Annotated in this window: 24 protein-coding genes; 15 read left to right on the top strand and 9 right to left on the bottom strand. The window is 68.7% G+C overall.

Translation table 11 applies throughout. From position 1 onward, the window contains the following. Positions 1–19: 19 nt before the first annotated feature. Complete coding sequence (locus ACQPZW_RS26900; protein WP_433788803.1) at positions 20–1993, bottom strand: cellulase family glycosylhydrolase; 1974 nt, start codon at positions 1991–1993, stop codon at positions 20–22. A 150-nt stretch (positions 1994–2143) separates the two neighbouring features. Between ACQPZW_RS26900 and ACQPZW_RS26895 the strand changes: the two genes are divergently transcribed. The 5 genes from ACQPZW_RS26895 (at position 2144) to ACQPZW_RS26875 (ending at position 7167) form a co-directional block, all read left to right on the top strand. Continuing rightward, on the top strand, positions 2144–3214 hold the full coding sequence (locus ACQPZW_RS26895; protein ID WP_433788802.1) for a cellulose-binding domain-containing protein: 1071 nt from the start codon (positions 2144–2146) through the stop codon (positions 3212–3214). Positions 3215–3278: 64 nt separating this feature from the next. Further along, on the top strand, positions 3279–3590 hold the full coding sequence (locus tag ACQPZW_RS26890) for a hypothetical protein (RefSeq protein WP_433788801.1): 312 nt from the start codon (positions 3279–3281) through the stop codon (positions 3588–3590). A gap of 120 nt (positions 3591–3710) precedes the next feature. Further along, positions 3711–4337, top strand: coding sequence for a DUF4352 domain-containing protein (locus tag ACQPZW_RS26885; RefSeq protein WP_433788800.1), 627 nt, complete (start codon positions 3711–3713; stop codon positions 4335–4337). A gap of 99 nt (positions 4338–4436) precedes the next feature. Continuing rightward, positions 4437–6653: an Orn/Lys/Arg decarboxylase N-terminal domain-containing protein gene (locus tag ACQPZW_RS26880; RefSeq protein WP_433788799.1), complete on the top strand. Its 2217-nt coding sequence runs from the start codon at positions 4437–4439 to the stop codon at positions 6651–6653. Next, positions 6646–7167, top strand: a complete 522-nt coding sequence (locus tag ACQPZW_RS26875; protein WP_433788798.1) for a hypothetical protein — start codon at positions 6646–6648, stop codon at positions 7165–7167. Before ACQPZW_RS26880 ends, ACQPZW_RS26875 begins: the two co-directional genes overlap by 8 nt. Positions 7168–7326: 159 nt before the next feature. Here ACQPZW_RS26875 and ACQPZW_RS26870 read toward each other — a convergent pair whose 3' ends face one another. From ACQPZW_RS26870 to ACQPZW_RS26860, 3 genes are all read right to left on the bottom strand, one after another. Next, entirely contained in the window at positions 7327–7887 is a 561-nt protein-coding gene (locus ACQPZW_RS26870) for a hypothetical protein (RefSeq protein WP_433788797.1), read from the bottom strand. Between the two features lie 179 nt (positions 7888–8066). Next, on the bottom strand, positions 8067–9383 hold the full coding sequence (locus tag ACQPZW_RS26865) for a GNAT family N-acetyltransferase (RefSeq protein WP_433788796.1): 1317 nt from the start codon (positions 9381–9383) through the stop codon (positions 8067–8069). A 73-nt stretch (positions 9384–9456) separates the two neighbouring features. Further along, a complete protein-coding gene (locus ACQPZW_RS26860; protein WP_433788795.1) occupies positions 9457–12411 on the bottom strand; it encodes a family 16 glycoside hydrolase in 2955 nt (984 codons plus the stop codon). Positions 12412–12621: 210 nt separating this feature from the next. Here ACQPZW_RS26860 and ACQPZW_RS26855 point away from each other — a divergent pair, with 210 nt between their 5' ends. The 4 genes from ACQPZW_RS26855 (at position 12622) to ACQPZW_RS26840 (ending at position 15299) form a co-directional block, all read left to right on the top strand. Then, a complete protein-coding gene (locus ACQPZW_RS26855; protein ID WP_433788794.1) occupies positions 12622–13164 on the top strand; it encodes a carboxymuconolactone decarboxylase family protein in 543 nt (180 codons plus the stop codon). Between the two features lie 99 nt (positions 13165–13263). Continuing rightward, the gene (locus ACQPZW_RS26850) at positions 13264–13860 is read left to right on the top strand and encodes a MarR family winged helix-turn-helix transcriptional regulator (protein ID WP_433788793.1); all 597 of its coding nucleotides are present in this window, start codon (positions 13264–13266) and stop codon (positions 13858–13860) included. Between the two features lie 74 nt (positions 13861–13934). Further along, a complete protein-coding gene (locus ACQPZW_RS26845) occupies positions 13935–14768 on the top strand; it encodes a hypothetical protein (protein ID WP_433788792.1) in 834 nt (277 codons plus the stop codon). A gap of 21 nt (positions 14769–14789) precedes the next feature. Then, complete coding sequence (locus tag ACQPZW_RS26840) at positions 14790–15299, top strand: hypothetical protein (protein WP_433788791.1); 510 nt, start codon at positions 14790–14792, stop codon at positions 15297–15299. Positions 15300–15316: 17 nt separating this feature from the next. On the opposite strand, the gene ACQPZW_RS26835 is transcribed toward ACQPZW_RS26840, so the two are convergent. Beyond that, on the bottom strand, positions 15317–15652 hold the full coding sequence (locus ACQPZW_RS26835) for a winged helix-turn-helix transcriptional regulator (RefSeq protein WP_433788790.1): 336 nt from the start codon (positions 15650–15652) through the stop codon (positions 15317–15319). Between the two features lie 92 nt (positions 15653–15744). Here ACQPZW_RS26835 and ACQPZW_RS26830 point away from each other — a divergent pair, with 92 nt between their 5' ends. The 4 genes from ACQPZW_RS26830 (at position 15745) to ACQPZW_RS26815 (ending at position 19239) form a co-directional block, all read left to right on the top strand. Further along, positions 15745–16614, top strand: coding sequence for an NAD(P)-dependent oxidoreductase (locus ACQPZW_RS26830; protein WP_433788789.1), 870 nt, complete (start codon positions 15745–15747; stop codon positions 16612–16614). Beyond that, complete coding sequence (locus ACQPZW_RS26825) at positions 16607–17455, top strand: NAD(P)-dependent oxidoreductase (RefSeq protein ID WP_433788788.1); 849 nt, start codon at positions 16607–16609, stop codon at positions 17453–17455. The genes ACQPZW_RS26830 and ACQPZW_RS26825 overlap by 8 nt, the downstream gene beginning before the upstream one ends. A gap of 46 nt (positions 17456–17501) precedes the next feature. Then, positions 17502–18446, top strand: coding sequence for a hypothetical protein (locus tag ACQPZW_RS26820; protein WP_433788787.1), 945 nt, complete (start codon positions 17502–17504; stop codon positions 18444–18446). Between the two features lie 259 nt (positions 18447–18705). After that, positions 18706–19239, top strand: a complete 534-nt coding sequence (locus ACQPZW_RS26815; RefSeq protein ID WP_433788786.1) for a DUF6985 domain-containing protein — start codon at positions 18706–18708, stop codon at positions 19237–19239. A gap of 175 nt (positions 19240–19414) precedes the next feature. Here ACQPZW_RS26815 and ACQPZW_RS26810 read toward each other — a convergent pair whose 3' ends face one another. The 4 genes from ACQPZW_RS26810 to ACQPZW_RS26795 form a co-directional block, all read right to left on the bottom strand. Further along, positions 19415–20275: a hypothetical protein gene (locus ACQPZW_RS26810; RefSeq protein ID WP_433788785.1), complete on the bottom strand. Its 861-nt coding sequence runs from the start codon at positions 20273–20275 to the stop codon at positions 19415–19417. A 347-nt stretch (positions 20276–20622) separates the two neighbouring features. Further along, positions 20623–21791 (bottom strand): IS3 family transposase gene (locus ACQPZW_RS26805; protein WP_433788784.1). Its coding sequence is split into 2 segments (ribosomal slippage): positions 20623–21504 and positions 21507–21791, totalling 1167 coding nucleotides; the frame shifts between segments, so codons are not numbered across the junction. 389 nt (positions 21792–22180) lie between these two features. Further along, a complete protein-coding gene (locus tag ACQPZW_RS26800; RefSeq protein WP_433788783.1) occupies positions 22181–22564 on the bottom strand; it encodes a barstar family protein in 384 nt (127 codons plus the stop codon). Between the two features lie 973 nt (positions 22565–23537). Beyond that, a complete protein-coding gene (locus ACQPZW_RS26795) occupies positions 23538–24395 on the bottom strand; it encodes a tyrosine-type recombinase/integrase (protein ID WP_433788782.1) in 858 nt (285 codons plus the stop codon). Between the two features lie 366 nt (positions 24396–24761). On the opposite strand from ACQPZW_RS26795, the gene ACQPZW_RS26790 reads away from it, so the two are divergent. Then, on the top strand, positions 24762–25043 hold the full coding sequence (locus ACQPZW_RS26790) for a hypothetical protein (RefSeq protein WP_433788781.1): 282 nt from the start codon (positions 24762–24764) through the stop codon (positions 25041–25043). Between the two features lie 753 nt (positions 25044–25796). Further along, positions 25797–26516, top strand: coding sequence for a hypothetical protein (locus tag ACQPZW_RS26785; protein WP_433788780.1), 720 nt, complete (start codon positions 25797–25799; stop codon positions 26514–26516). Positions 26517–26784: the final 268 nt, after the last annotated feature.

The following is a 26784-nucleotide window of genomic DNA, read 5'->3' as shown; positions in this document are numbered from 1 at the left end:
CCCTGCCGATGGCAGGCGGCTATTCGGCGCGGACGTTGTCGAGGTGGACGGTGCCCGGGTTGATGTAGATCCACAGGACGCGGACGTCGGCCAGGGCGGTGCTGTCGCAGGACATCGAGGACAGCAGGTCGATGGTGGCCGTGGTGGTGGTGTCCTGGTTGATCCAGGTGAAGCCGGACTGGCACCAGGCGAGGCCGGAACCGGTCTGCACCGCGATCGCCGCGTTGGTGCCGGCGGCCGGGCTGGTCCGCAGGTCGTATGCGAGGGCGCTGCGGGTGGACAGGTCGATCGGCTCGGCGAAGGTGACGCCGAACCAGCCGCCGTCGGCCGCGTCGACCCGCAGGCCGTGCGTGCCGTGGGTGGCGAAGTCGGTGGTCTGGGCCACGGTTCCGCCGTTGGCCTGCCACGATGCCGACGCCCAGCCCTCGGTGCCGGTCTCGAACGAGGCGAGCACCGCCACCGCTGCCGGGTCCGGTTTCACGGTGACCGTCACGGTCGCCGTGTTCGACAGCCGGCCGGCCTGATCGCGAACCGTGTACGAGGCGATCGCCTTACCGACGTAACCGCTGTTCGGTGTGAAGGTCAGGACTCCTGCGGCGGTGATCGAGAAGGTGCCTCCGGTGACCGTGACGGTCCGCTGTCGCTGGGGTGTGGTCGGGTCGAGGTCGACGCCGGCGGTCTGGACCGGGCTGCGGTAACTGATGTCGTTGGCGGTCGGCCGCAGGGTCACGGCGGTGTCGAACTCGGTCACCGCGGTGTCGTGGTCGGCGACCGGCGGCCGGGACCGCTGTCCGAAGGCGAGCTCATCGGCGGCGTTGCTGATCGTGGTGCAGACCGGGCTCGGGCAGTAGACGGTGAAGCCGTCGTAGTCGGGGTACAGCGAGCCGTCGTCCTGGGAGCCGGAGAGGATCCAATACAGGAAACCACTGCCGCCGGTACGGGCGAAGTCGTTCAGCCATCGCTGGTAGACGGGGTTGCGGGTGTTCTTGTTCTTCCACCCGAACTCACCGAGCATGACCGCCTTGCCGAGCCGCCGGGCGGCCTCGTTGTGGCGGGTGATGTAGTCCGACGCCCACTGCGGGGTGCGGTTGCCCCAGCCGTCCGGGTACAGGTGGTACGACATCACGTCGATGGCCGGTAGTTTCGTCAGGGCGATGGTGTCCACGCCTTCGCCGCAGTTGTCGATCCAGTCCGGCGCGTCCGGCCCGTCGCAGAAGAAGCCCTCGTCACCGACGCTGACCAGGTGTTTCGTGTCGACCGACTTGATGTGGCGGGACATCTCGTCGGCCCATGCGGTGACCGTGGCGGTGGTGCAGGTGCTGCTCTGCGGGTAGACGCCGGACCCCTTGCAGCGGGGTTCGTTGCCGAGTTCCCACGTCATGATGGTCGGGTCGTCCCGGTACTTGACGCCGGTGATCGTGTTGACGCGATCCAGTACATGGTTGATGTAGTCCTTGTACCAGCCCTTGATCACCGGGTCGGTGTAGAACTCGTCGTGGTAGGCACCGCCGCGCCACCGTACGTACTGATCGATCCCGCCGAAGTCGGACCAGTTGTTGGTCAGCGGCAGCACCAGCTTGATCCCGCGCTGTCGCGCCGCGGCGATGACGTAGTCGAGGCGTTCCAGGCCGTTCGGGCCGTCGTTGAAGGCGGGCTTCTCGCCGTCCCAATACTGGAAGTAGACGCCGTCCGGGGCGGGGGCGACCGAGTTGCTGCCGTCGGCGTTGCCGATCAGGCCGAACGCCCAGGTGCGCAGCACCGTGAAGTCGGCGGCCTGCGCGTCGTCGAGCACGTCGTCGACCATGGCCCGGCTCTTGTAGAACAGGTAGTAGTTGTTGGTCCCGCCGAATCGGAACGTCCTGCCGTCGAGCAGCAGCCGGTGGCCGTCCCGGACGACGAATCCGCTCGGTGACGGTGGGGCCGCCGTGGCGGGTGCGGTCGCGGCCAGCGCGCTGACCAGCGCCGCCAGAAGAACGACGATGCGGCTCCTCATGGACGACTCCTACCTGTATCGACTGTGGCCGATGTCACGGTAAGCCGGTGTCCTGCGCGGGTCAACGGCGCGCGAGCAGAAACTTAGAGCGTTTAAGTAAGGGCTTATGCGGGCTTGCCGAAAACGTTTTCGGCGCGCACCTTGATAGACATGTTTCAATTGAGAACTCGACGGGCCCGTATCCTGCCGGCGATCGCCGGCGCGGCCGTCCTCGCCGCCGTGACGGTCGTCGCGGCCCAGGGCGCCAGTGCCGCCGCAGCCGGCTGCCGGATCACCTACACGATCAGTTCACAGTGGCAGGGTGGTTTCGGCGCGAGCGTCGCCGTCACCAACCTCGGCGACCCCGTCACCGGATGGACGCTGCGCTGGTCGTACGGCGCCGGCCAGACCGTCGCCCAGGCCTGGAACGCCACCGTGACCCAGACCGGCACGGCCGTGACCGCGGTCAACGCCTCCTACAACGGCGCCCTCACCACCGGTGGCAGCGCCTCGTTCGGCTTCAACGGATCGTGGACCGGCAGCAACCCGGTCCCCGCCGCCTTCACTCTCAACGGTGTCGCCTGCACCGGCGGCGTGACCCCGACCTCGTCGCCGACCGCCGGGCCGTCCCCGTCGCCGTCCGGCCCGGTGGCCACCAAGACGGTCCGGGTGTTCTGGCTCAAACCCACCGACGTCACCTTCGACCGGCGTTATCCCGACGGCATCGCGGCCGTCATGCGTGAGGCCCAGAGCTACTACCGGCAGGAGCTCGGCCGCACGTTCAGGCTCAACGACACCGTGGTCGAGGTGGTCGACGGCGAGCACGACCGGAACTGGTACATCACCACCAACTGCACCGGCAGCGACCACTACTGGTGTGTGGTCGGCAACATGCACCAGGAGCTGATGCGCCGGTACGGCATCGATAACCCGGACAGCCGGTGGCTGTGCGTCGGCCTGATCAGCGCCGAGGAGACCAACCAGTCCGGCGGTGGCGCCAGCCCCGGGTGGGTGGTGCTCAGCGGACACGACGCCGACGGCGCGGCCGGTGTCAACGGACCGATGAACCGCTGGTACGGCGGCATGGTCCACGAGTTGGGCCACGCCTTCGGACTGCCCGACTCCACGTCGACCGACGGCACCCCGATGTCCGCGTCGTTCTACTCCTACCCGAACACGCATTTCAGCCAGGCCCAGAAGAACGCGATCCTGTCCGGACCGTACGGAAGCCTGCTGTCCTGAGAACGGGCGCACCCGGCACCTGACTGCCGGAGAATGGGGCCCGGGGGAGAGAGGGGGCGGCCGGATGGCGGTCATCGCGCAGGCGTACCCGCTGTGGTGCGCGACCCTGGACGGCGCCGAGGTGCGTGCCGGGCGGGTGTTCGGGTGGATGTCGGATCAGCCGTCGCCCGAGATCCAGGCTTCGGAGAGGATCGCCGACGCGTCCGCCGGGGCGGACACCAGGTTCTCGCCGTTGGTGACATGGGATCCACCGCGGCCCGGGCTGGTGGCGGGGGCCCTGGTTCGCTGCGGTCGGGACCAGGGCGGTCATTTCGTGCCGCTGCGGTTCGGCGGCACCCGCGAGGAGGCGATCGCGGCGGTGACCGCCGGGCGGTAGCCGCGACGATTGTCCTTTCGAGCGAAGAATGCCACCGATCAGGCATGTTAACTGGTTCGACACCGGTCGGTAGCTGACAGTGAGGGGAGTGAACTCGGCCCGGCCCCGTGGAGTGGTCAGATGTCGCACGACCTTCGTCAGCAGCGCCGGCCGGTCCGCGCCGCCAAACGTGTCTCGCCGGTCAAGGTGACCGTGGCGGTCCTGGTGTCGACCATCGCGGTGGTCGCCCTGTTCGCCGCCGGGATCGCCGCCGAGCAGTTCAGCCACGGTCTGCCGGCGGCCGGGACGCCCACCCCCGGCCCGCCGGCGCAACCGGTCCGGGCCGTCCCGTCGGGTCCCGCCTTCGGCGAGGCGGTGCGCGACGGGAAGTTCGAGTTCACCGTCACCCGGGTGGACTGCTCGCGGGCCACGGTCGGCCTCGAGCACCTGAAACGCAGTGCCGAGGGCCGGTTCTGCGTGATCAGCCTGACCGTGCGCAACATCGGTGAGAGCTCGAAGTACTTCCTGGGCCAGGCCCAGACGGCGTACGACACCACCGGCACCGCCTATGACAGCGACGAACTGGCCGGCCTCTACGCCAACCGTGGCGTGGAGGCGTTCGTGCAGAAGCTCGGTCCCGGCGAGAAGGCCTCCGGCAGACTCGTCTTCGACGTGCCGAAGGGTGTCGAGCTGGCCACCCTCGAACTGCACGACTCCCCGCTCTCCGATGGGGTCAGGGCCCCGCTCAAACGCGGTCGCGCCGGATGATCCTCACCCGCATCGGGGACCCGCGCCGGGTTCACCGGACCGATCGCCTCCGGCCTGCATAGGGTCACGGCGACCCCGGTGCTGAGAGGACGGTCCACGGTGTCGTTTCCGGTCACGATCGTCACGCCCGCGCAGGGGCCGCCCGATGCGCGGCGGCCCCTGGAGATGCTCGAGGACGCCCTGGTCCGGGCCGGTCTGGAGCTGCGGCGGTTCGGTGCGGACGGGCGTGACACCGGGATGCTGGCGCACATCGCCCGGTCGAGCTCGGCCGTGCTCTACACGGTGCGGCCGGACGAACCGGACGTCGACGCCGCCGCCGCGTTCGTGCACACCGTGCGGGCGTACAACGACCGGGTTCCGATCCTGCTCTTCGGGGAGCAGTTGACGGCCCGGCGGCTCCCGCAGACGGTGCTGGCACGCATCGACGGGGTCGTCAACGCGTACGAGGACACGCCTGACTTCCTGGCCCGTAAGATCCACCGCGAGGTGAGCCACTACCTGGGCCAACTGGCTCCGCCGTTCTTCGAGGCCCTCATGCGGTACGCCGAGGACGGCGCCTACTCCTGGCACTGCCCCGGCCACTCCGGTGGCACCGCGTTCCTGAAGAGCCCGGTCGGCACCCTGTTCCACGAGTTCTTCGGCGAGAACCTGCTGCGTGCCGACGTGTGCAACGCCGTGGAGGATCTGGGGCAGCTGCTCGACCACACCGGCCCGATCGCCGAGAGCGAGCGCCTGGCCGCCCGCACGTTCCGCGCCGACCACCTCTACTTCGTCACCAACGGCACCTCCACGTCGAACAAGATCGTGTGGAACTCGCTGGTCGGGCCGGGCGACATCGTGGCGGTGGACCGCAACTGCCACAAGTCGGTGCTGCACGCCATCATCCTCACCGGGGCAGTACCGATCTATCTGATGCCGACGCGCAACAGGGCCGGGGTCATCGGGCCCATCCCGCGGCGCGAGTTCACCGCCGCGGCGCTGCAGGAGAAGATCGAGGCCAGCCCGCTGATCACCGACAAGAGCCGGCGGATCCGGCTGCTGACGCTGACACAGTCCACGTACGACGGGATCATCTACCGCGCCGACGAGCTGAAGCGCAGCCTCGACGGCGTGGTGGACGCCCTGCACTTCGACGAGGCCTGGCTCCCGCACGCCGGATTCCATCAGCTGTACGAGGGCATGCACGGTGTCGCCAACGATCGTGACCGCACCGGCCGGACCGTCGTCTACGCCACCCAGTCGACCCACAAGCTGCTCGCCGGTCTGTCGCAGGCGTCGCAGATCCTCGTCCAGGACACCGCCGACGGGCACTTCGACGAGCGGGTCTTCGCCCAGGCGTACCGGATGCACACGTCCACCAGCCCGCAGTACGCCATCATCGCCAGCTGTGACGTGTCGGCCGAGATGATGGCCGGCCGGCGCGGCCCGGCCCTGGTCGAGGAGACGATCACCGAGGCCATGGAGTTCCGGCGCGCGATCATCCGCGTCGGCGAGGAGCGGGCCGCCGACGGTGACTGGTGGTTCGGGGTGTGGGGCCCGGACACCCCGCCCCGCACCGGCCTGGCCGAGCGCGCCGAGTGGGAGCTGACCGCGGACGCCAGCTGGCACGGCTTCGACGGGGTCGACGACGGGTTCACCATGCTCGACCCGATCAAGGTCACCCTGACCACCCCGGGCCTGACCGTGCACGGCGAGTTCAGCGAGCCGGGCTCACCCAGCATCCCCGGCGTCGTCCTGGCCCGCTACCTGGCCGAGCACGGGGTGGTCGTCGAGAAGACCGGCCTGTACTCGCTGTTCGTGCTCTTCACCATCGGCATCACCAAGGGCCGGTGGAACTCCCTGGTCGCCGAGCTGCACCGGTTCAAGAGCGCCTACGACGGCAACGCCGCGATCGAACGGTTGATGCCGTCGTTCGCCACGGCCTTCCCCGAGTACGCCCGGCGCGGACTGCGCGATCTCTGCGAAGCCCTGCACGGCACCTACCGGGACGCGGACCTGGCCGAGCTGACCACGGCGATCTACACCGAGCCGGTCGAGCAGGTGACGATCCCCGCCGACGCGTGGACGGCGATGGCGGCCGGGCGGGTGGAGCATGTGCCGGTCGAGAAACTGGCCGGGCGGACCACGGCGGTGCTGCTCACGCCGTACCCGCCGGGCATTCCGCTGTTGGTCCCGGGCGAGCGGATCAGCCCGTCGATCGTGCGGTTCCTGCGGCACGAGCAGATCCTGGCCCAGCGCTGGCCGGGTTTCACCGGCATCACCCACGGCGTCGTCGACGAGGACGGCCTTCACCGAACGGTTGCCTGTCTTGCGTGATCGAATCGCCGGCGCGGGGCCGGTCGAAGCCGCCTTTCCCGACGTCGAGGTGCCGGTGGGTGGCGCCGCCATCGATCCGCTCGGCCCGAGCCTGTGGTCCACGACGGGCCCGGCGAAGCTCACCGGGGTCCGGGTCACCTACGACCTGCGCGGGACGTCCGGGGTACGGATCACGCCGAGCGCGGACGGCGGAGGCGAGTGCACCGCGCCGTCGTCGACCCGGGTGATCTGCTCCGACCCGCGTGGTCTGTCGTTCGAGGGCGAGACGGTCGAGGCGTACCTGCCCGTGGTGGTGACCGCGTCGAGGGCCGCCGAGCCCGGCGACGTCGGCCGGATGACCATCACGTTCTCCGCCGACGGGCTGGCCCCGATCACCGGCGTCAGCGAGGTCCGTGTCGTCGAGGGTCGCGCCGATCTGCCGGTCACCGGCCCGGCCGTCGGATGGTCCGGGGTCCTCCTGATCGGTGTCGGGCTCGTCAGTGTGCTGGCGACGAGAAGGCGCGGGCATCATTGACGCCCGCGCTTTCGACTTCACGGCTTGGGGGTGCGGGCCGCCGTCGACCAGGGCGCGGGGCTCTCACCCCGGGCGCAGCGGCCGCCAGACGCTGCCGGTCGTCCTGGGGAACGCCCCGGCCGAGATCCCGGTTGATGCCCGGCAAGCCCCGGCGCGGACTCAGTTGAAGGGCAGCGGCACGGCCGTCGACACGGGATCGCCGGTCTCCTCGGGGAAGTAGTCCTCACCGGTGCGGGTCTTCTGGCGCTCCAGCCGGGTCCGCGCGTCCTCGGTCTCCCGCGCGTCGAAGGCGTAGACCCGGCCGGCGCGGGTCGCCTTGTCATCGGCGTCCTTGGGGATGGTGACGAGGAAGGGGTCGTCGCCGCCGTGCAACTCGGCACGCGGATAGTAGTCGGTGTTGCCGTCCCCCCAGCTCACCGCGAGCACGAACCAGTAGGTCAGCCCCGGCCGGGCCGCACCCGTGGAGATGGGCGTCACCTCCACCGTGCGGGCGTCGACGCGATCGGCGGCGAGCCGGAACCGGAGCGGACCGGCCGACGGCGCGGGCGCGGACGGGCGCGACGAGACCGCCGGGGGCGATGACGCCGCCGGCGACGGCGGGGCCGCTCCCTGCCGCTCCCGCTCGTCACCCCGCCAGGCGAGGTACGCGATGAGCGCGCTGACGACGGCGACGACGAGCCCCGCGATGGCGACCAGCGAGCCGATATGGGGAGCGCTCACCGACCGGCGCCAGCCCGACGGTTCGGGCGGGCCGGATCGTGGTGAAGTGGTGGTGGCGATGGCGGGGACCTCCGCACGTCAAGGTAGACGTTCTGCCTACCAGCAACGCAGCGGTGCGAAAAGGGACGCCGGGCTCAGCGGGGGCCATACGTTCGGTCGAGGAGCCGAGCGGCATGCTCTCACACGCGGGGCCAGAGCCGTGCCTCGACCAGCGGGAACGCCACGGTCAGGAAGTGCTCGGTGAGATGGTCGCGGGGCACGCAGTCGGGCCACGAGTTCAGCACGTCGGGCAGGGTGCGGTAACCGAGGGCCAGCTGCAGCAGGGCGGCCGGGGGGACGGCGGCGTGCGTGTCCGGGTCGGTGGCCGGGCTGATCGACGGGTGGCCGCGGACGACGCCGGTCAGCTCACCGTCGGTGAACTCCAGGCGGGCGGCGTGGCCGTACGTGTTGATCGTCAGGGAGTCGGTGGGCCATCGCAGCCCGGCGGCGTGCCAGCGATCGTGCAGCACCGGCCGTAGCCGGGAGAGCAGATCGACCGGATCGCCGACGCGCATGAACCAGCCGCGGGCCCGTTTTGCGACACCGGGCGGGCCCATCCGGACCAGCGGGTGTGCCGGGCTCAGGCGTTGCCGGACCAGGGTGAACGGCTCTCCCGACGCGGCGGCGAACCGGCTGCCGACCACACCGAGGTAGGCGAGCATCACCGGGACGGCCCGTGCCCAGTCCTCCGGCCGGTCACAGGCGGCGGCGAACAGCACCAGCTCACCGGCGCCGTAGAGCTGGACACTGTGCACCAGGTAGCCCCGCACGTCGGGGCCGTCGGCCAGCACGGCCACCTCGTAGCGGGAGATGTCGTCGTGGCGGCGGCCGGAGATCTCGTACCGCCAGGCGCCGCGATCGCGGGGGCAGCTGAGCACGGGTTCGACGGTCAGGCGCAAATCGATGGCCGCGAGGGCGTCGGCGTCGGCGACGGTAGCGGGCCGCACGGTGAGCCCGGCGCCGCTGCTGACGGCCGGGAGGGAGGCGGCGGGGACGCTGGGCGCGCCGTCGTCGGCGAGGGCGTAGTCGTAGCCGAGCCGTCGGTAGAAGTACGGAATCCCCTCGATCATCTGCAGGGTGACGCCGTCGGCCCGGAACCGCTCGTGCAGGGCCGCGAACAGGATCTCGGTGAGACGGTTGCCGCGGTGCTCGGGTGCGGTCGCGACCAGCTCGACTTGGCCGACCGGCAGTCGCACCCCGCCGAGGAACCAGTCCTGCCGCAGCCCTACCAGGCTGGCCGCCGGCCGGCCGGTGGCCACGTCCTCGGCCACCAGGAAGTCGGCCGGGCCGGCCGACGGATGGCCGTCCATCAGGTCGTGCACCCAGGCCGCGATGCCCGCGTGCGGCTCGCCGCCGGCGGCCGGCTGCAGCTGCGTGGTGGCCTGCAGATCGGCGAGGTGGTCGGCGTCGCCGGCGCGGCCGACCCGAACCTGGTAACGAGTGTCTGCGGTCAGCATGACTTACGTTCTATCAGAGCCGGACAGGGGTGCGCCCCGGTGACGGGTCACCGGGGCGCACTGGGGGGGGCCGTCAGACGGCCGGTTCGATCCAGACGTTGCGGTACTGGACCTTGTTGCCGTGGTCCTGCAGCCGGATGGCGCCGGTGGACGGGCCCTCCGGGATGTTGCCGCCGGTTCCCTTCGGGATCTCGACGTTGTCGTGGATCTTGCGGCCGTTCCAGACGACCGTGATCCGGGCGTTCGCGGTCTTGGCCCCGTCCGCGCCGTAGCGGGCGGCGCGGTACGTGATGTCGTACGTCTGCCAGGTCTCCGGCGCGGTGGCGGCGTTGATGTCCGGCGCCTTGACCGTGTAGATCGCACCGGCCTCGTTGTCGGCCGGAGTGGTGTCCCCGAACGAGTCGAGGATCTGCAGTTCGTAGCGTTCCTGCTGGTAGACGCCGCTGTTGCCACGGTTCTGCCCGGTCACGTCGGGCGGCAGCAGCGGAACCTTGAACTCGACGTGCAGCTTGTAGTCGCCGTACGCGTCCTTCGTGCGCAGGTCGCCACAGCAGACCTCGGTCGCCCCGCCGCTGACCATCGGCCATTGCGGACGGCGGCCGTCGGTGTGCTGCCAGTCGTCCAGGCCCTTGCCGTTGAAGAGCGTGATGCGCCTGCCGAGCTCGCGAACGCTGATCAGGTCGAGGTTGACGTGGCCGGTGTCGAGGGCGTCTACGCGGTACGTGATGGTGTTGAGGCCCTTGCGCAGGCTGACCGTCTCGTAGGCGGTGGCCCACTCGTCCCAGGTGACGGTGGTCGGCAGCGACACCTGTTTGATCTTGCGATTGTTGACGTGCAGGCTGACCGTCTTGGTGCCGCTGAACGGGTTGGGGCCGTTGGAGTAGCGCGCTCCGATGGTGTAGTCGCCGGCCCTGTCCACCGTGACGTGCATCGTGGTGGAGGCGTTGAGCTGGCCGAATCCGGCGGCGAACCCGATGCCGGAGTATCCGCGGTGGTCGGTGGCCAGGCCCGCGGCGCCCTCCCGGTTGCCCTCCTCGGCCTCGTAGTAGACCTGCTGCGGCTGCTTGCCGGGCAGCTCGTTCATCGTGTACCAGGCTTCGGTGCTCCACAGCGTCTCACCGTCACGGGACGCGAACGGGCGTGGCGAGCGCAGGTAGACGACCCGGTCGGCGCGCAGGCCGGGCACGGTCAGGGTGACGGTCTTGCGGTCGGAGGAGACCTTCGCGGCGGTCACCGTCAGGGTCTCGGTGTCGACCTCGGGCCCGCCGTACTGTGCGGTGGGCACATACCGCCACTGCTGGAGCTGGTAGGCGGCGGGCAACTTCGTGATCGTCGCGTCGGACAGCGGCTCGGTGTACTCGATCTTGAAGCCGTCGTTCGTGGCCTTCATGGATTTCATGTCGAATACCGAGACCCCGTTCGGGGTGAGCTTCTGCAGGCCGAACCGCAGTTTGCCCTCCTGGCCCCAGTTGCCGTCCGCGCCCAGGCCGCCGAGGTAGATCGCACCGTCCGGGCCGACCGACACCCGGTTGACGCCGGCCTCCAGGCCCTGCGTGTGCCGGAACACCGCGCCCTGCTCGACGCCGTCCACCGTCTCCAGAGCGGCACGCTGCAGGCCGCCGTAGGTGACGTCGCCGATCAGGAACTGGCCACGGAACGGACCGGAGTCCAGCAGCACCGGCGTGCTGGGCGAGTTGCCGATCTGGTTCTGGGGCAACCAGAGCACCGGGCGGGTCGTCGGCTGCGCGTCGAACGTACCGTCCGGGTTGGTGTAGTGGTTGTAGAAGGCGTTGTCCTTGATCTTGATGAGTTTCGACGAGGGCAGCCAGCCGCCCTGGTTGTCGGTCACGTAGATCGAGTTGTCCGGTCCCCAGCCGATGCCGTTCGGGGTGCGCAGGCCGCCGGCGACCTGGGTGACCTGACCGGTCTTGCGGTTGACCACGATGTGCGTGCCGCGCCCGCCGACCGGTTGCGGGTCGGTGGTGGCCCCGCCGAGATTGATCGACACGGAGAGGTTGAGGTAGAAGTTGCCGTTGCGGTAGAGCAGCCCGAACGCGAACTCGTGGAAGTTGCCGCCGAAGGGCCAGACCGCGACCGTGCGCCGGGTGTCGAGCACCTGGTCGCCGTCGGTGTCGCGCAGCTCGGTCAGCTCGTGCTTCTGCGACACGTAGACCATGCCGTCGACCACGGCCACACCCATCGGCTCCTTGAGCCCGCTCGCGATCTCCTTGTACTTCACGCTGCCCGGCCCGGTCTTGCCGGTCACGTTCTCGACCAGGAAGACCTTGCCCTCGACCTTGTCCGTGCCGCCCCAGGTGGTGATCACCATCTTCTTGTCCGGCCGCCAGGCGATGCCGGTGACCTGCGGCTCGAAGCCGGGCGGGCGCAGATCGGTGAGCGTGTAGCCGGGGTTGACCGCGGTCAGCGGCAGCCCGTCGCCCGGGGTGTCGGCGCCGGAGACGCACTCCTTGCGGCCGGGCGCGGTCACCCGGACCACTCCGGCGTCCGTGCTCAGTGCGCTGGTCGGCACGATGGTGAAGTCGCCCGCGCCGGGCGGTTGCCAGGCCAGGCGCAGCTCCTGGCCGCCGTCGCGCTCGAAGTGCTCGACGCGCAGCGGGTGCAGGCCGGCGGCCAGGTCGACGGTGCCGTCCTTGGGCACGTTGCCGTGCAGGCCGTCGTGGTCGATGACGAGCTTGTCGCCGATCCACAGTTTCGAGCCGTCGTCGCTGGTCAGTCGGAAGGTGTAGGACCCAGCCGAGGGCGTGGTGAGGTTGGCGACGGCGTGGGTGACGAAGTTGGACTGCAGCCCGAACTGCTCGTCTGTCGTCCAGTCGATCGTGGGCATCAGCTTGTCCACGTTGGGCGTCTGGCCGGGCTTGAGCTCGCAGACCCGGCTGAGCGGCGCCCCGATGTCGAAGGTCCGGAGCGTCACCCCCGGCTCCTGCGGTGGTGGGTCGGCGGCGAACGCCGGTGTCGGCGTCACTATGGCGGCGGAAATCAGAAGTGTGACCACGGACAGACGTCTCATCTGCGCTCCCCGGTAACGGGTGTGATTCAAGGTTGTGAACATCCTGGAGCAGTTCTATTAGGACGTCCAGATCTTTCAATGATCCAATGCAAAACTTCTTGTCGTACGGACCAAAAGTTCCGTTCGCGGCATGTGCTCGAGGCCACAGAGACACGGGCGCGGCTCGACCCTATATTTGGCACTGCCAACAGTTCTCTGAAGGGAAATCTGATGTCTCGTATCGCCACCGTCGACCCCGCCACCGCCGAGGGTCAGGCCCGCACGCTGCTGGGCCGGGTCGAGCGCGCCCTCGGCGTCACGCCCAACATGATGCGGGCCATGGCCAACTCGCCCGCCGTGCTCGACGCCTACCTCCAGTTCTCCGGCGCCCTGTCCAAGGGGCTGCTGCCGGCTCGGGTGCAGGAGCAGATCGCCCTGGTCGCCGCCGTGGAGAACGAGTGCGGCTACTGCCTGGCCGCGCACACGGTGCTCGGTGCCCGGGCGGGTGTCTCCGAGGAGGATCTGGTCGCCGGCCGCGACGCCCGTGCCTCCGACCCCAAGGCCGAGGCGGCGCTGACCTTCGCCAAGCGGGTCATCGCCAGCAAGGGCTTCGTCGCCGACGAGGACCTCGCCGCGGTCCGGGCGGCCGGTTACGGCGACGGGGAGATCGGCGAGATCGTGGCCGCGGTCGCGCTCAACACCTTCACCAACTACTTCAACTCGGTCGGCCAGACCACGCTGGACTTCCCCGCGGTCGCTTCGCGCCCTGAATAGTTGGCAGTGCCATGTAGTGGTGCGCCCCGACTCCGGGGCGCACCACGATCACTTGCCACTGCCAAGGAAAGTACGATGGCCCCCGAGGGGGTGGGTCGCATGGCCGACGTGCCGGGAATGCCGCCGACCGGTCAGCTCCTGGTCGGTCTGGCCCGGCTCGGTCAGGCCGTGCGGATGGAGGCGTGGCGCAACGCCGGCCCGCACCACCTGTCCCCACTGCAGGCCGACATCATCCTGCTGCTGCAAGGCCGGGCGGGAGCCCTGCGACAGGGTGAGATCGTCACCGCGCTCGCCTCCACCCCGCCCACCGTCTCCGACGCCGTGAAGGCGCTGCGCAAGAAGGAGCTCCTCGACGCGAGCCGTGACCCCGGCGACGCGCGGGCCATGCTGCTCGGCCTCACCCCGGCCGGCCGGGAGGAGGCGGCCCGCCTGCACGTCCAGTCGGAGAGACTGGGCGACGCCGTGGCCGCGCTCGCCCCCGACGACTTCGCCGCCATGCTGCGCGGCATGACGACCCTGATGCGCGAGCTGCAGGACCGGCGTGCCATCCCGGTCTCCCAGATGTGCCTGACCTGCCGCTTCTACGTGCCCCGAGCCCACCGGGACCCGGAGCGGCCGCACCACTGCAACTTCGTCGACGCGCCCTTCGGCGACGCGGAGCTGCGCGTCACCTGCCCCGACCACGAGCCGGCCTGACCCCGGGCCCGGCGCCCGAGCGTGGCGGCGGCGCGGCGAGGCATACTGGGACCATGCGGTCTCGTCCGGTTTCGATGCGACGGCCAGTGGACGGTCCATCGCCCGGCGAGTTCCTCCTGTCCTGGGCCGAGAGCGAGCTGCGCGACGGGCTGCGAGGCTATGGGCGGCCCTTCGAGATCTTCGGGCAGGGGTCGCGGGTCAACGGCACCCACCTCGACCACGACAGCGACATCGACCTGGTCCTGATGCTCACCGAGCCGGGCGCCGGCCCGCTCACCGAGTCGGGGGTCGGCCTGCTCACCGAGCCCGGCGCCCGTTGGCAGGCCTTCCGCGACGACGTCCTGGCCGTGCTGGGGGAGTCCCACGTCGTGCGGATGGGGCGGCGCTGCCTCAACGTGGACGATCCCGACTCGCTGTTCGCCGAGATGGTCGACATCCTCGTCGCGACCGAGCACCGGTGGTCGCCCGATCCCGGCTCGGGCCACTACGAGCAGGGCGTCTTCTTCCATGACCTCCAGGGGCGGCCGATCGTCAACTTCCCGAAGCAGCACCGGCGCAACGGCGACGCCAAGGACCTGCGCACCGGCGGCCGCTTCAAGGAGACGGTCCGGACGGTGAAACGTGCCCGGCGCTGGGCCGAGCGGCACCGTCTGCTCGACGATGGAGCCGCTCCGTCGTACCTCCTGGAATGTCTGCTCTTCAACGTCCCCGACCTGGTCTATCGCGCCGCGCCGGGCGCCGCTCACCGGGAGGCGGTCGCGTGGCTGCGCCACCACTTCGACGAGGCCCCGGAGTCGTTCGCGGCGCTGCCGTGCCAGAACGGGATCAACCGGCTCTTCGGGCCGGGCCCGGATCAGTGGGAGCCGGGCGCTGCTGCGAGAATCATCGACGTCCTTCACCAGATCTGACGTCCGGAGGGTCCTCGCACCATGGGGTGGACGGCCGCGCAGACCACGGCGGTGCTCGTGCCCGTCATCGCCATCGTCGGTGCGGTGCTCACCGCGCTGCTGACCTATGCGCTCAACCAGCGGGCGGCGCGACGGGAGCGGCGGGCCCGGGCGTTCGGTGAGGCGCTCAGCGTCATCGAGGACTACGCCGAGATGCCGTACCGTATCCGGCGCCGCACCGGCTCGGTCGACGGGCGTCAGCAGCTGACCGAGGAGGTCAGCCGGATCTACTCGCGGCTCGCGTTCCATCAGGCGCTGCTGGACATCGAGGCGCCCGCGGTCGCCGCCGCCTACCGGCACCTGGCCAACGAGGCGAAGGCCGAGGTCGGCGAGCAGATGAAAGCGGCCTGGCAGAAACCGCTGCGCACCAGCGACGGCGAGATGAACCTGGAGAAGCACTACGACCGCGACCGTGTGGACGCGGCCCGCGACCGCTGTGTGGCCATCATGCGGGCCGCGCTCGATCTCAAGGGCGGATCCGCCTTCCCGTAACGGGGCACCGCACCGGGTCAGTCGCGAGGGATCGCCTCGATCGCGGCCATGTGCCGCTCACCCCACTCGCCGAGCGGGATCAGGGCCTGGTTCAGCGACTGCCCGAAATCGGTCAGCGAGTACTCGACCTTCGGCGGGACCTGGTGGTAGACCTCACGGTGCACCAGGCCGTACGCCTCCATCTCCCGCAGTTGCTGGATCAGCATCTTCTCGCTGATGCCGCTCACGTTGCGATGCAGATCGCCGAACCGTCGTGGCTCCGCGTGCAGCGCCCACAGGATCAGCGCCTTCCACTTGCCACCCACGACGTCCACCGCCGCGTCGAGGCCACAGTTGTACTCACGCTTCTTCATGGTCGTGACCTCTCATGCTGAGGTTTTGGTAAGTACCTGACAAAATAGTAGGTACTTGTCCGATTCGCAGGAGCGGCGACACCATCGACGTCGTGACCAACGTGACCGTTCTCGGCGCCGGCCCCATGGGTCGGGCGCTCGCCCGCGCACTACTGCGCCACGACCACCACACCACCGTCTGGAACCGCACCGCCGGCCGGGCCGCCGCCCTCGCCGCCGATCACGCCCGGCTCGCCGACACAGCCGAAGAGGCGGTGGCCGCGAGCCGGCTGGTGCTGCCATGCGTCATCGACCACGCCGCGCTGCGCGACATCATCACCCCGGTCGCCGCGACTCTGCGCGGACGGACCCTCGTCAACCTGACCACCGGCACACCCGCCGAGGCCCGCGAGATCGCCGAATGGGCGGCGCGGCACGGCATCGACTACCTGGACGGGGTGATCATGACCCCGGCCGGGACGATCGGCGGGCCGGGCGCGGTGATCCTCTACAGCGGCCCCGAGCACCTGTACCAGGCCCACCTGCCCACGCTGCGGGCTCTCGGCGGCACGGCACTGCACCTCGGCGACGAGGCGGGACGGGCGGCGGGGTACGACGTCGCGCTGCTCGACCTGTTCTGGACGGCCATGAGTGGGCTCGTGCACGCGTTCGCGCTGGCCCGCGCCGAAGGGATCACCGCGACCGAGTTGGCGCCGCACGCCCGGGGCATCAGCGACCTGCTGCCCGCCATCATCGACGACTTCGCCGGACGGCTCGACGACGACCGCTTCGACGGTGACGTCTCGGACCTGCGGTCGGCCGTCGCCGGGATGATCAACGTGCTGCGCTCGGCACAGGCACACCGGCTCGACACGGGCATCCTCGAGGCCGCGCTGACAACGGCACGACGGCCGGTCGAAGCGGGGTACGGCGCGGACAGTTTCGCCCGCCTGGCCCGTACGGTGGCGGTGCACGGTGAGTGACGTCGCGGTGCTCGGACTCGGCGCCATGGGATCCGCGCTCGCCGCGGCGCTCCTCGACGGCGGCCACCACGTCACGGTGTGGAACCGCTCCGACGGCAGGTCCGCACCGCTGGCGGCCCGGGGCGCCGCAGTCGCCGCGACGGCCGCCGAGGCGATCCGGGCCGCGCCGGTCACCGTGGTGTGCCTGATCGACGACGCGGCCGTCCGCGAGACCCTGGTCGCCGTGCCCGGCCACACCCTGGTCAACCTCACCAACAGCACCCCCGCGCAAGCCAGGGACCTGGCCGGTTGGGCCGCCGGCCAGCGGATGGCCTACCTCGACGGCGGCATCATGGCGGTCCCGCCCATGATCGGCAGCCCCGCCGCGTTCGTCTTCTACAGCGGCGCCGCCGACACCCTCGAACGGCATCGCGGGTTGCTGGCGCGGTTCGGCACCATCGAGTACGTCGGAGCGGACCCCGGCCGGGCCGCCGTTCACGACCTGGCACTACTCACCGCGATGTACGGCATGTTCGGCGGCTTCCTGCACGCCGCGGCGCTGCTCCGCGCCGAAGGCATCCCGGTAGCCGGTGCCGAACCGCTGCTGACTCGCTGGCTGATCGCGATGTCGGGCGCGCTGCCGCAGACGGCCGCCGCAATCGACGCCGACGACCACACGACGACGACCTCGGCGGTACGGATGCAGGCGCTCGCCTATCCCCACCTCCTCGACGCCTCCCGCGAGCGGGGCCTGCACACCGGCCTGGTCGAGCCGATGGGGGAGCTGCTGAAGCGGGCGGTCGAGAAGGGACACGGTGACGCCGACCTGTCGGTCCTGGCAACCCTGCTGCGCGGCAACTGAGGCCGGATGATCGATGAGCCCCCGTCCACAGTGATTGAATGGGCGAGTGCCCAGCGTCGAGGAGTTCCTGGCCGAGGACGACCGGCGGCGGTCCGCTGCGATGGTGGAGCTACCGGTCCTCCGGTTGCGTGCACACGGCCGGCTGACCCCGTCCGGTGACGACGGCGAGCTGACCAGGGTGTCGATCGGCCCGGACGGCGAGGCGATCGCGCTCTGGCGCGGCCCGGTTCCCGCGATCACCGTGCAATCCGGGTCGGGCACGGAGACGGTTCGGATCAGCTCCAACCCACCGGCGTACGCCGCCGCACAGCCGCTACCCGGCGGGCGATTCCTCGTGGTCGCGGGTCGCTGCCGGTGGCGGCCGGAGGGTGCGGAGCGCAATGCGACCGTGTACGAGCGGGACGGCACGGTGAGCGCCGAACACGTCTTCGGTGACGGGATCCAGCATGTGCTCACCACACCGGCCGGTGAGGCCTGGGTCGGATACTTCGACGAGGGCGTCTACGGCAACTACGGCTGGGGTTCGGCCGGAACCGAGCGGCCGATCGGCGCCCCCGGCCTGATCCGGTTCGGATCCGACGGCACACCGGCGTGGCGGTTCCCCGCCGACCAGGCACCCCCGATCGACGACTGCTACGCCCTCAACGTCCTCGGTGAGAGCGCTTGGGCCTGCTATTACTCAGACTTCCCGCTGGTACGGGTGACCGGCACCGAGATGACCGTCTGGCACAACGACGTGGCCGGCGGTGCAACCGATCTCATGGTGGACGGCGAGCGGGCCGGGCTCGTCGGCGGCTACGGCGACTCCCGCTCCCGTCTCGCCATGACCCTCCTGGGCGACGGCGAGTTGCACGACGCGGGCACCTTCCGCCTCGTCCTGCCCGACGGCGAACCGCTCCCCGCCGAAGCCTGGACCATCGCCCGCGGTCCTGACCTACACGTCTTCCACGCCCTCAACTGGTACCGCATCGCCCTTGCCGACGTTGCTTGACCGGCGGCTCATACAGCGACCTCCGACCCCGGGCCGACCGTTGCCTCCCGGTCCGTTTCAACCCGTCCGCGACGCAGCGAATTCAGCCACGTCAGCGTGACAACACCACCGGAACCGGTTTCCTACGGCAGTTCCCAGACCTCGAAGTCGGCCGTGCCAAGGACTGCCGCAGAAACATTCCGCGACGGGCGTCAAGGCCGTCGGCGCGCGCGCTCAGCGCAGGAGAGTGCGCTGCAACGAGACCGGCTACGGTGTCGACGTGCACATTGTGGGCCTGGGCGCGATCGTGGAGGATGCCGACCTCGGCTGGTATCGGAGTGAGGCGGTACCAGTAGCGGTGCTGGGCGGAGCAGAATGCCGGTTCGCTCTCGAGGGCTATGCCGACGACTCCGCGCCAGACGATTTCCACGCGGCGATCCGTAACTTCCTGGCACTCGATCGATCAGCTATAGAAGCTGCTGCGTCATCGATCTTCGCCTACTACCGCGACGTCACGGACCAGGTCATGGCCGACGGAGATGACGGTGGGTGCGTCGCCATCGAAGGGCCGGACCGTGTCCTCGATCATGTCCGTCTGGGAAGCGAACTACTGGTCAGCCGGGATCCCTATGGTGACCAGAGGGTTTATGTCTCGATCGAAGGAGAGTGTGACTGGGAACCGGAACACGGTCTGCAGATCGTGTTCCGCGAGGGTGTCACAGTGACCAAGGTAGGTCCGTACGACGGCCACCTCACCAACGCGGCGGCATACGACGACGACCGGCTCGAAGGCGTGGTGTACCGGGCGCTCTGAAGGGAACCACGCTGTATCGAGGAGTTCTAGGCCGACCGGGCAGACTGGCGTCACAGGACCACAGGCGGTAGGCCCTGGCACATCGTCTGCGGCTAAATGGGTATGTGCTCCGTACGCGACAGCAGATGTTCGGATGCCGACCACCGGGTGCACCTCCGCAGTGGCAGTCGACCGCTCACACCGGCGCGCCAACAATTTCTGCAAAGGCTTCTCGCATAGCGTTGGAGGGAGCAGATATGGCGCTCCATAGCGCTACGCCGTCGGCGACGGCCACGGCGACCTTCGCACTCCCGTCGAAGCGATACACCCTGTCGCAACCCTGGTTCATCGCCCATCCGTATGTCTCCGGAAGTCTGGTCAAGCGGCTCCCGAGGGCGAAGAGGGCGCCAGGCGGCAGCGGGTGGTCGAACTCGGCGGACAGTTCGCCGCTCCACAGCACTGCGTCCCACGCTGTGGTGAAGGCGTAGTCCGAGAAGGTGTCGGCGTAGCGACTTCGCGACGCGCAGGCGTCATCCTCAGGGTCAATGAGATACACAGGTGGGTCACCATCCTCGCCGGGAACTGGGACCACCCACCTGCAGCACTCCTGACTATCGGTCTCCAGCAGGAGATAGCCGGACTCCAAGAAGCGGGCGACGGTTGGACCGGTGAGATTCTCGGTTCGCGTGATGCGGTTGCAGCTCACCGAATCAAGTCGTTGGTCGCCACCGAACCGAAACCACTCCTCGACAGCAGCCGGCAGGGGCCCACCTGCCCATTCCTGCAGCGCAAGTAGCTCGGCAGCGACCTCTGCCATGACATCCGTACGGCCGACAATCTCATAAGCAGCCGCTTTCCACACCGTCACATCGGCGATCACACCACGCAGCACCGAGGGACTCAACCGCAGCCTCGCCACACCCAGCCACGACCGTGGTAGGGCCTCTGCCCGGCGCGGGCTCAGCGGCATGAGAGTGAGTTGATCTTGCTCCGGTTGGTGCGAATCCCGAGCGAGAAGAGTAATGGCGGCGGCGATGTGACCGGCATGCAGAAACATGCCGGATCATGCCGGCGTGAAGCTGTTTCTGATGCGGCATGCGAGGCCGGCATTTGGTCCCGACGTTCCCGCTGCCGCTTGGGAGCTCAGTAGCGAGGGGGCGCGAGGCGAGGGCGCTCGCGCGGGTATTGCCGGCCCACGCCCTGTTGGTCGCGAGCCAGGAGCCGAAGGCATGGCAGACGTTGGAGCCGGCCGGCTCGGTGTACACCGACCAAAGGTTTAACGAGGTGGCCTGCAACGAGCCGTACGAGGGCGATTTCCAGGCACGTCGGCGCGCGTATGTGACCGGCACGGACTGCACCGGCTGGGAGGCCCGGGTCTGCTGCACCAATAGGTGACAGATCAAGTCACGCGGCCTGACTGGCCGGTGAGGTCATGATGGTTTCGTACTCGACAGGCGTCAACCGGGACAGCGATCGTTGGCGTCGACGGCGGTGGTAGGTCCGCTCGATCCAGGTGACGATCGCCGTCCTCAACTGCTGCCGGCTCGACCAGCTCCGGCGATCGAGAACGTTGTTCTGCAACAGGCCGAAGAACGACTCCATGGCGGCGTTGTCGCCGGCGGCGCCGACTCGGCCCATCGACCCGAGCACGTAGTGCTGGTTCAGGGCATGGACGAACTTCCTGCTGCGAAACTGCGACCCGCGGTCGGTGTGCAGCACGCACCCGGCTACCTCGCCGCGCCGGGCGGCGGCGTTGTGCAGAGCGTTGACGGCCAGCCTCGACTTCATCCGTGAGTCGATGGAGTAGCCGACGATCCGGTTGGACCACACGTCCTTGATCGCGCAGAGGTAGAGCTTGCCCTCACCGGTGTGGTGTTCGGTGATGTCGGCCAGCCACAACCGGTTCGGGCCGTCGGCGGTGAAGTCACGTCTGACGAGGTCATCGTGTACCGGCGGGCCCGGCTTGCCACCCTTGCCGCGCCGTCGTCGGCGGCTGAACGCACTCCACCAGCCCATGTGAGAACAGATCTTCCACGCGGTGCGTTCCACCATCGATTGTCCGGCCGCGCGGGCTTCGTCGGCCAGGAACCGGTAGCCGAACTCCGGGTCGTCACGGTGAGCGTCGAACAGCGCGTCCGCCCGGTACGCCTCGGCCAGGTCGGCGTCGGTGACCGGGCGGGAAAGCCACCGGTAGTAGGGCTGTCGAGCGATGTTCAGCACCCGGCACGTCACCGCGACGGGGATTCCATCGGCGGCCAGCTCGTTCACGAGCGGGTAGAGCCTTTTCCCGGCAGGTTCGCCTGCGACAGATACGCCGCGGCCCGGCGCAAGACCTCGTTCTCCTGCTCAAGGAGCTTGATCCGTTTACGGGCCTCGCGCAATTCGGCCGAATCGCTGACGCTGACGCCCGGCTTGACGCCTTCGTCGATACCTGCCTGGCGCAGCCACTTGAACAGCGTCATCGGATGGACCCCGAAGTCCTTGGCGATCTGCTCGACCGTCACACCCGGGTCACGGCCTTGGGCGACCCGCACGACGTCGTCGCGGAACTCACGAGGGTAGGGCTTGGGCACAGCAACATCCTTCCAGCCCGCCGTCACGGCAAGCCACCTCAGATGTCACCTATGCGTGCAGCAGACCCGAAGGCGTGCGCTTCTGGACTGCTCGGGCCGATGGGCGACCCCTGGTCATCGCGAGCCATGGCATGACCCTGTGGCTGAGCTTGTCGTTTAACCTCCGGCTCTGCTCCGGCGTCTCGGGTGGACCAGGGGATTGCCAGCTACGTCACTAATAGTGGCTACGACGGGTGATCCGGTGCGGGCCGAGACGAGACCGAGTGCGCGTTCTCTGCGGCATAGGCACGCACCCGATCATGGAGGATCGGTGGACCGGCGCCTGCATCGTCTGATTCCGGTCCTTCGTCGGGTTCGACCGGCTGACGTAGTCGGCGTCGGCTCACGGCTCAGCGCAAGTCGATCTTCACATGGTGCGCCTCGAGCATGTCCAGCAGGTAATCCAAGGTGATCGCCGGCCCCAGCCGACGCGGGTCGTAGCCGGCGACGAGGTGCTCGCGGGCGACGGCCGAGTCGTGCCACACCAGCCGAAACGGTGCCACCGCGCCGAACCTCCCGGGGAGACACTCGTCGAGCGCGTCGAGGTTCCAGCCGAAGTATCCCCCGGGCCGTTGATTGCTTCGCCGATCGCGCAGTAGAACCCTTCGATGTCGGTCACGAACCGGCCGTCGAGGTCGTACGTGGTGCGGGCTGGCCGGTCGGGTGCATCGGACCGGTGGGCGAGCGCCACTCCGGCCCAGAGGTGGCGCAGCTCCCGGTCGTAGCCGGCCCACAAATTCTTCTCGGCGGGCCGTCCGGAGTACCAATGCTCCAGGATGCCGAGGATCCCTAGCGGCAGCGGTTCCTGCGGGTCGCTGTCGATGGTCACGTCGAGGAGTCCTTCACCGAGCCGCGACGGCTCGCCTGCATCGACCGTTCCGGACACCACGGCGCCGATCACCGGGCTGACCGAACCATCTGCGGCCACCATGTACACCCCGGCACGGATCCGGCGGCGACGCTGGGCGGCCTTGGTCGACTGCCTGACCGCGCCGAGCGCGGTCAGCAATGCAGCTTCCGGTCGGCAACCGAGAAGCCGGACTTGCGGCACCGGCGGTGCGGCCTGCTCACGGAACACGCCGGTGACGTCCCGACATGTGCTATAGCGCACCTCGTTTCGGCCCAGAAGGACGAATTCGTTGACGCCGCTGGGACGTACCACCGCGTCCGTGCGGTCGTAGACGTGGACGAACCCGTCGAGATCAATGTCCACGGCTTCCGGCAACATGGTGTTCGACCGTTGAGCAAGCACGACGACGTCGCCGAGATCTTCGCCCCACCAGGACGGCGGCGAGTGTGGCGGAGGCGCCATTATCGAGATGTCACCCAGCCAGGCTCGTTCGGTGCCGAGTGCCTCGGCGGACAGCCGATCGAGCAGATCGGCAAGCGCGCCGTCCGGGGTGCAGCCGACAAGCGTGAACCGCTCCCGCGGCCGAGGCGGCAGGTCGACGAACAGTCCTTGGATCTCCGCGCACAGCGCCAGCGGGATGTCGTCCTCGTAGGAGCCCTCGAAGCCGACGTCGCCAAGGAGCAGCCAGCGCGGGCCGATCGGATGCCCCCACGTCCACCGCCGCTGCTCCGGCGGACGGTCAGCCTCGGGACCGGCGCTCGTCGTCACCCCGCGACCCTACCGGGCCGGAGACGCTACGAGCGGGGCGCCTTCGTGGACGGCGGAGCATCAGCACCCGCAACCCTCAATGCATCCGTTCATCCGTTCATCCGCTCATCGGCACGTCCGCGCCTTTGATCAGGCCAGGTTCCGGAGGCCATGAAGGCGGCGAGGATGTAGTTCGGGTGGCGGTCGAGGTTCTTGCGGGCACGGTCGTAGCGGATGGTGGTGCGGGGGTCGGCGTGGCGGGCGGCGATCTGGACGTCGCGGAGGCTGACGACGGCGTCGAGCATGGTGGTGACGAAGGTGTGGCGCAGCATGTGCGGGTGCATCTTCGGGATCCGCAGCTCGGCGGTCTCGGCCAGGTGCTTGAGCCAGCGGGTCGCGGCATGCCGGTCCATCCGGGCACCGCGGGCGTTGCGCAGGATCGGTCCGTCATCGCGCTCGTCGACGGCGAGGTCGACCGCACGTGCCACCGCTGGCGGTAATGGCACCAGGACGACCTTGCCTCCCTTGCCGCGGACCTTGAGTACGCGGTGGCCGTGTTCCTCGCCGAGATCGGCGATGTTGGCACCGCACGCCTCGAAGATCCGCAGCCCGAGTAGGCCCAACATGGCGACGAGGGCGAAGTCGTTGATGTTGGCGGACAGGCGGGCGGCGGTGATCATCGCCTCGAACTGCAGATGGCTGAGGCCGAGCGTGGGTGACTCGGGCGGGACCAGTGGCCGGCGGACGTAGTCGGCGGGTGAGTGCGGCAGGATCTGGTCGATAACGCAGACGCGGTAGAAGCCGATCACCACGGACAGCCGCCGGGATACCGTCGACGGCTGGTACAGCCGGACGTCCTGGAGCCAGCGCACGTAGCGCTCGATGTCAGTTCGTGCCGCGTGCAGCGGGTTCAGCGTTTGCGTGGCTGACCAGCGTAGGAAGACTTTGAGGTCGGAGTCGGTGTGCATGCGGGACTGGCCACGGTACCGGCCGAGGTACGCAGCCACTGCTGCCGTCAGCAGGCGCGAGTCCGAGGAGACCGGGTGGAACTGGAGTGATGATGAGGTCGTCATATTCCCACGCTTCGACCAGCCGACGCTGGCACTGATCGTGTGTCGTGCTCTCGTCGGCGCCCCGCGCACGGTGCGGCCCCTACTATTCGGGGTGCCGGGCGGCGGTGCATCTTCGTGAGGTTCTCCCCAAGCGATGACCACCGCTCGGCACCCGATCAGCGGGCACCACATGTGCTCGCGGCGGCAGGTGAGTCCATCCGATGAGCCAGGCGTGAGATGACCTCTATCCCGCTGTTGTGCCCACCGGACATACTGGTGCTCATGGTCAGCGGTCGGCTCCGAGGCTATGTTCACCAACACTTCGCATCGGATGAGATCGAGCCGATCTTGAGCCTTCTGGCCGAAGTCGTTCATTCGGAGTCGGACGACCCCGTCGAGGGCATCGAGCGTATTCAGGCTGCGGTGTTGCTTGTAGCCGACGGAGACAGTCATAGATTTCTGCAAGCTCTGGCAATGGCCCAGAGGGACTGGCGCGACGTGCTGGTCGCGGCTGATCTGGCCCACGAGAACTGGCCTGATCGGCTGCAAGTCGCACTCAGTTGATCGCGAGCGGACAGCGGCAGTTGAGTGCATCCCCGTGTTACACGAATATGGCTTCGTAGTCGTAGCGGTCAGGAATGCTAGGTGCGTGGAACACCCGTCGAAGACGATCGTCGCATGGCTCGTGAGCAACTGTCCGAGCGACGCGGCTGAGCTTCGTGCACCGGCTGCTGAGGAGGCCATAGCGGCGGCAGGGCGCCAGTTGGGCGTGCCGTTTGCCGGCGGACTTGGTCATGTGGTGGCGTGCCGCGGATGGGATGTCGGGGCGATGCAGCCTGCTCCCATCCATGTTCACGCCTACTCCGTGGAATGGGCTCTACTGAGTCGTCGCAGGTGGCTTGACATGTCGGAGCGTTCGGCGCGGCGCGAGTTGATTGAGTCGAATCATCTCGATGACCCGGCGGCTGGGCCGGCGGGTACGAGGTGTAACGGGGTGTGGTCTCCGCTCTGGCTGCCCATTGCCGCTGACGGTGGTGGTGGCGACCTGTTCATCGATTTACGACCTGGACCTGCTACCAGGTGTCTCGGATGGTTCGATCACGAAGAGTGGATTTTCGAAGGACCGGACTGGCCCAGTCTGGGTGCCCTTCTCACGCGAGTTGCCGAGTCGATGACGGCAGGAACAGCGATTAACGGTCGGGTTCCGAGGGCAGTCGATGGTCGCCTCGAGTGGTGGGACGAAGAGTAGCGGATGTCCGAGCTGTCAGCGGCAGAAGCGGGGGTTCGGCTTCGGAGCCGCTTTGCGATCATGAGTATGTGTTGAATCATGACGAGACCGTCGACTACCTCAATAGCTTCGACGGCATTCCCCCTGAGGTCCTGCAACCGGAACTCCTGTCTGACGGATCGTGGCTCCTCGACCGGTCGGAGTTCTGGGCGAGCCTGCTCTACGACGGAGCTGACGAGGAACTCCTGGATGCCTTGTTCGGCGGCGAGCAGGGCGTCTTCGACCAGATGACCGACCTGTGGAAAGAGATCGAGCAGTCGGGTAAGTGGCCGGTCCTGAGGCTCGGAACTCAAGCCGGAGACTTCGCGCTGATCAACTGGTATGTGATCGATGAGACGGAGGGCCATGAGTTCGTGGTCCTGCCCGGAGACGGCCGGTGTATCGCCGTCGCCTCGGTCGGAGCACACTCCTTCGGGCCTGGGGTGTCCTGGCCGGAGGCCCAGAGACTGGTCGAACGGGGCGTCCTGGGGTCATCGGCACAGCGGCTGCTTCTGCTGGTGCGCGCCTTGGGAGACGGCGATTCAATGACTGACATGGTGGACCAGGTGGCTGACGCACTCCTGGCAGTCCGTAATGCCGCGTGCCCGCGCGAGACGGCTGTGGAAGCCGCTCGGCAACTACTCGAAGACCGCGGGGGCAGGTGGTCCGTGCACGGTGACGTGCTGGTCAGCGACAACGAATACGCGGCTCGACGGCTGGGTGGACTTCCGCCAGAAGATCTACTCAAAGTCACGCAAGCACTTCAGTAAGACGAGCCAGCCAACCTTCGTTACCACCATGGGGTTTATCCGCGCCCCTTCGACCCAGGATAGCGCCCACTCATCGCCATCCGCATTCGTAGGGTCCCCTTTGGCCTGCCGGCGGTGACGAAGCTCCCTCAGGTCAGGACGGGGCCAGGGCCCCGGCAAAGTCGTGGTGGTGTCCGACTTGAGTGGACTGGGGTAGAAGCGCCGCTGTTCGGTGCAGCAAGACGGGCATGACCGATTCAGAAGATCATCAAGGTTCCTACGCCACGAT

The sequence above is a fragment of the Actinoplanes sp. CA-252034 genome, from assembly GCF_050956125.1.
In the GTDB taxonomy this organism is placed as follows: domain Bacteria; phylum Actinomycetota; class Actinomycetes; order Mycobacteriales; family Micromonosporaceae; genus Actinoplanes.
The sequence above is the reverse complement of the archived record's forward strand: the minus strand, read 5'-3'. Positions and strand labels throughout refer to the sequence as shown.